Annotated in this window: 2 protein-coding genes and 2 rRNA genes (1 of these 4 only partly in view); 3 read left to right on the forward strand and 1 reads right to left on the reverse strand. The window is 40.8% G+C overall.

Features of this window, described 5'->3' with window-relative positions; genetic code table 11:
• Together AC3EMB_RS01565 and rrf are read left to right on the forward strand one after the other, a co-directional pair.
• Positions 1 to 1631 (forward strand): 23S ribosomal RNA (locus AC3EMB_RS01565) (it extends 1291 nt beyond the left edge of the window).
• Positions 1632 to 1681: 50 nt separating this feature from the next.
• Positions 1682 to 1797, forward strand: a 5S ribosomal RNA gene (gene rrf, locus AC3EMB_RS01570).
• A 170-nt stretch (positions 1798 to 1967) separates the two neighbouring features.
• On the opposite strand, the gene pdxR is transcribed toward rrf, so the two are convergent.
• Positions 1968 to 3380, reverse strand: coding sequence for a MocR-like pyridoxine biosynthesis transcription factor PdxR (gene pdxR / locus AC3EMB_RS01575; RefSeq protein ID WP_488517411.1), 1413 nt, complete (start codon positions 3378 to 3380; stop codon positions 1968 to 1970).
• Positions 3381 to 3497: 117 nt separating this feature from the next.
• Between pdxR and AC3EMB_RS01580 the strand changes: the two genes are divergently transcribed.
• Positions 3498 to 4457 (forward strand): proline dehydrogenase family protein, encoded by a 960-nt coding sequence (locus AC3EMB_RS01580; RefSeq protein WP_488517769.1) that lies wholly within the window; start codon positions 3498 to 3500, stop codon positions 4455 to 4457.
• Positions 4458 to 5000: the final 543 nt, after the last annotated feature.

Here is a 5000-nt window from a genome sequence, read left to right on the forward strand (position 1 = left end):
GTGAGAATGCCGGTATGAGTAGCGAAAGACGGGTGAGAATCCCGTCCACCGAATGCCTAAGGTTTCCTGAGGAAGGCTCGTCCGCTCAGGGTTAGTCAGGACCTAAGCCGAGGCCGACAGGCGTAGGCGATGGACAACAGGTTGATATTCCTGTACCACCTCTTTATCGTTTGAGCAATGGAGGGACGCAGAAGGATAGAAGAAGCGTGCGATTGGTTGTGCACGTCCAAGCAGTTAGGCTGATAAGTAGGCAAATCCGCTTATCGTGAAGGCTGAGCTGTGATGGGGAAGCTCCTTATGGAGCGAAGTCTTTGATTCCCCGCTGCCAAGAAAAGCTTCTAGCGAGATAAAAGGTGCCTGTACCGCAAACCGACACAGGTAGGCGAGGAGAGAATCCTAAGGTGTGCGAGAGAACTCTGGTTAAGGAACTCGGCAAAATGACCCCGTAACTTCGGGAGAAGGGGTGCTTTCTTAACGGAAAGCCGCAGTGAATAGGCCCAAGCGACTGTTTAGCAAAAACACAGCTCTCTGCGAAGCCGTAAGGCGAAGTATAGGGGGTGACACCTGCCCGGTGCTGGAAGGTTAAGGAGAGGGGTTAGCGTAAGCGAAGCTCTGAACTGAAGCCCCAGTAAACGGCGGCCGTAACTATAACGGTCCTAAGGTAGCGAAATTCCTTGTCGGGTAAGTTCCGACCCGCACGAAAGGTGTAACGATTTGGGCACTGTCTCAACCAGAGACTCGGTGAAATTATAGTACCTGTGAAGATGCAGGTTACCCGCGACAGGACGGAAAGACCCCGTGGAGCTTTACTGTAGCCTGATATTGAATTTTGGTACAGTTTGTACAGGATAGGCGGGAGCCATTGAAACCGGAGCGCTAGCTTCGGTGGAGGCGCTGGTGGGATACCGCCCTGACTGTATTGAAATTCTAACCTACGGGTCTTATCGACCCGGGAGACAGTGTCAGGTGGGCAGTTTGACTGGGGCGGTCGCCTCCTAAAGTGTAACGGAGGCGCCCAAAGGTTCCCTCAGAATGGTTGGAAATCATTCGTAGAGTGCAAAGGCATAAGGGAGCTTGACTGCGAGACCTACAAGTCGAGCAGGGACGAAAGTCGGGCTTAGTGATCCGGTGGTTCCGCATGGAAGGGCCATCGCTCAACGGATAAAAGCTACCCCGGGGATAACAGGCTTATCTCCCCCAAGAGTCCACATCGACGGGGAGGTTTGGCACCTCGATGTCGGCTCATCGCATCCTGGGGCTGTAGTCGGTCCCAAGGGTTGGGCTGTTCGCCCATTAAAGCGGTACGCGAGCTGGGTTCAGAACGTCGTGAGACAGTTCGGTCCCTATCCGTCGTGGGCGTAGGAAATTTGAGAGGAGCTGTCCTTAGTACGAGAGGACCGGGATGGACGCACCGCTGGTGTACCAGTTGTTCTGCCAAGGGCATAGCTGGGTAGCTATGTGCGGAAGGGATAAGTGCTGAAAGCATCTAAGCATGAAGCCCCCCTCAAGATGAGATTTCCCATAGCGTAAGCTAGTAAGATCCCTGAAAGATGATCAGGTTGATAGGTTCGAGGTGGAAGCATGGTGACATGTGGAGCTGACGAATACTAATAGATCGAGGACTTAACCATATAATATGTAGCAAATGTTATCTAGTTTTGAAGGAATATACCTTCAATAGTTTGGTGATGATGGCAGAGAGGTCACACCCGTTCCCATACCGAACACGGAAGTTAAGCTCTCTAGCGCCGATGGTAGTTGGGACCTTGTCCCTGTGAGAGTAGGACGTCGCCAAGCAACTTTAAGACGAGTCAGAATGACTCGTCTTTTTTGTGTTTTGTAAAATAAACTTGTAATTAATGTGGGCTCTATGAGTACGTTTATCTAGCAAGAAACAGCTTTATTAGAATTTCACATTTAAGTAGCGTACCTTCAGAAAAATATGGCTGAGCTTTAAAGTCTATTTGTTAACAAGAATATATACGAAGTATTGCCCTCTGGAGCCTGCTCACACCCTCTTTTATTTCTTCAGTTGTTAAATGGCCATACCCTATAATAATTCGATTGTGATGTTTTCCTTTTTCAATGGCGTGGTCTTCCACAGGATATACTTTCACTCCGAGTTGTTGGATTTTCTCAAGTAATTCTTTTGTGAATTGAACTTGATTGAATTCAACAATCAGATGTAATCCTGTAGAATAACCGAAAATATTGATTGTATTTGAGAATGCTGATTGTAATTGCTGGATAAGGAAGTCTCTTCGATTTTTATAGATTTTTTTCATCTTCATAATATGTCGTTCCAAATAACCTTCGGCAATAAATTTAGCAAGGATAAGCTGATTTAAAGAAGGTGTATGTAAATCTGAAAACCATTTTACCCTGCGACATTTTTCAACAAGGTGTGAGGGAAGAACTAAGTATCCCATCCTAAGGGACGGTGATAAAATTTTACTAAATGAACCTATGTATATAACACGTTCGGGATCCAACCCCTGTAATGAACTTACAGGTGAGCCTTCATATCGAAACTCACTATCATAATCATCTTCAATGAGGTAACAATTTGTTTTTCTTGAGTAGTTAACCAATTGAACACGTCGTTGAATTGGCAACGTTCCACCTAAAGGGAACTGATGAGAAGGAGTAATGAAGATGAATTTTGGATTTTTATTTGCAGGTAACAAAGATGTATTCATCCCATTATCATCAACTGGTATAGGGGAAAGAAAGGCTCCTGAATTTTTAAAAATTGTTTGAATGTCATTGGTGATGGGATCTTCTATTAGTACTTCGTCACCTGATGACAAAAGTAACTTAGACACAAGTGTTAAAGCTTGTGTTGCACCGGAAGTAATCACCAATTGTTCTGGATGACAAAAAACTCCTCTTGTTTTTAGTAAATACCGTGATAAAACCTTTCTTAATTCGGGACGTCCTTGGGGGATATCATATCCAAACGTAGAAGGATGTGTTTCATTCCATATAGTGTGAGACAACTTTGCCCATCCTTTACGTGGAAATAAGTCTAATGCTGGTATTCCTGAACGAAAATTAATGATGTTACTCTCTTTGTTTGTTTCTTCACACCAATATAAAGAATCAATTAGAGTTGATTTTTTACGTTGTTCTAAATAAGCCCCTTCGGCAATGAATGTTCCAGCTCCTTGCCGAGTGACCAAAAAGCCTTCGGAAAATAATTGATCATAAGCTTCTAAAATTACATTCCTAGATACACCTAACTCAGAAGATAATTCCCGTGTTGCTGGTAGTTTTTCACCAGATTGTAGCTCTCCGTTTAATATTCGTTCACGTATTTGGTGATAAACTTGTCGAATTAAACTTATATCTAAAGATCGATCAATAGGTATCCAAAGCATATAAACGCTCCCTTCATCAAAATTGGTACCATAAAAGTTTGGGTGAAATGGTACTAATACAAACCATTTTAGCATGCTATAGTAGGGTCAAATAGTTCTAAAGGAGATGAAAATGTGATGACTAAACCAGAATTACAAGTAGCTCAGGCATTTAAATCGATTGCACGAAATGAACATATAAAAGCATATGTACAACAATCCACTGAACTCTATGCTTTATTATTACAAGCTGCGAAACGCTTTGTCACCGGAGAAACGAGACATGAGGGAATTGGGACGGCAAAAGAACTAATTACAAAAGGTTATCATACTTCACTAGAATACATAGGGGAAAATACTCTAGATATAGAGGAATGCTATAAAGCAAAAAATGAGTTTTTGAATCTTATTGGGGACATGGGTACTCTATCTATGAAACAAACAGTATCACTCGATTTATCTCATATTGGATTATCTATAGATCCAGAAATATCTTATATTCATTTAATGGAGTTGGCAGAGAAGGCGAAAGTACATGGAACTACCCTTATGATAAGTATGGAAGAATCATCTAAAGCAGCGGACATTCTTTCCATTTATAAAAAGGTAACTGAGCAATATCATAATGTAGGGATAACAATACAGGCACATTTATACCGCTCAAACAATGATATTCAAGAACTCCTTCATTATCCAGGAAAAATAAGAGTTGTAAAAGGTGCCTATCAAGAAGTTCCAGATATTGCCATACCTAGATCGGCTGATTTAAATCAACAGTATCTTCAAATTGTAGAAAAACTAATTGAAAACCATCACCCTGTATCTATAGCTACACATGATGAAATTCTTATTAAAGAGATGGAGCAACGTCAATATTTTAGTCACTCTAATGTAGAAATAGAAATGTTATATGGAATTCGTCCGGATATGTTAAGAGATTTGAAAAACAAAGGACATAACGCTAGAGTGTATTTGACTTATGGGAAAGAGTGGTATTTGTATTTATGTCATCGGATAGCCGAACATCCAGAAAATCTATATTATGCAGTGACAGATATGATACATTCACCTTTACCAGAGCGGAGTAGGGAATATTGAATAGACATTTAATACTGAATGTAAAACTGATTTGGGTTGTTGCCTAAAAATAAGAGCCGGATGTTTCTTAGTGTAGAAATTCCGGCCATTTTATATTGAAATTTTTTTAGTATATATTTGTGTTAAAGGCGGACAGCACCCCTGTAGGTATTGAGAGGATTAAGATTTATAATTGTGCAGCCGTCGTATACCTTGTTGTAGAATTGTTTTTGTATGGTTGTGTATTCTTAGGGGGGAGATAGAAACAACGGAAATTATGATTCTATATGTATTTCAAAAGGGGGATATATACTAGAAATGAAACTAAATGCTTTGTTAGTGAAATGATTCGCTCTTTTAGCAGTAAAACGTAAATATAGGTATGGGATTAATATCTATTAATGTTATATAAAAAGTGAAGTAATGAAAGGAACGAGTGTTCTGTATATGTGTGTGCGGTACACTTGATACATTGAGGTGCGTATTTTTAATCCAGTATATGTGTTTAAAAAGGAAATACTATTAATCAATTCGAACCTTGAGCATATCTTAAATATTTATTAA

The organism is Bacillus sp. LQ16 (genome assembly GCF_057784645.1).

Excerpts from the sequence above, each read along its gene's own strand:
- pdxR (WP_488517411.1), bottom strand. The coding sequence starts at position 3,380 with ATGCTTTGGATACCTATTGATCGATCTTTAGATATAAGTTTAATTCGA.
- AC3EMB_RS01580 (WP_488517769.1), top strand. The coding sequence starts at position 3,498 with ATGACTAAACCAGAATTACAAGTAGCTCAGGCATTTAAATCGATTGCA.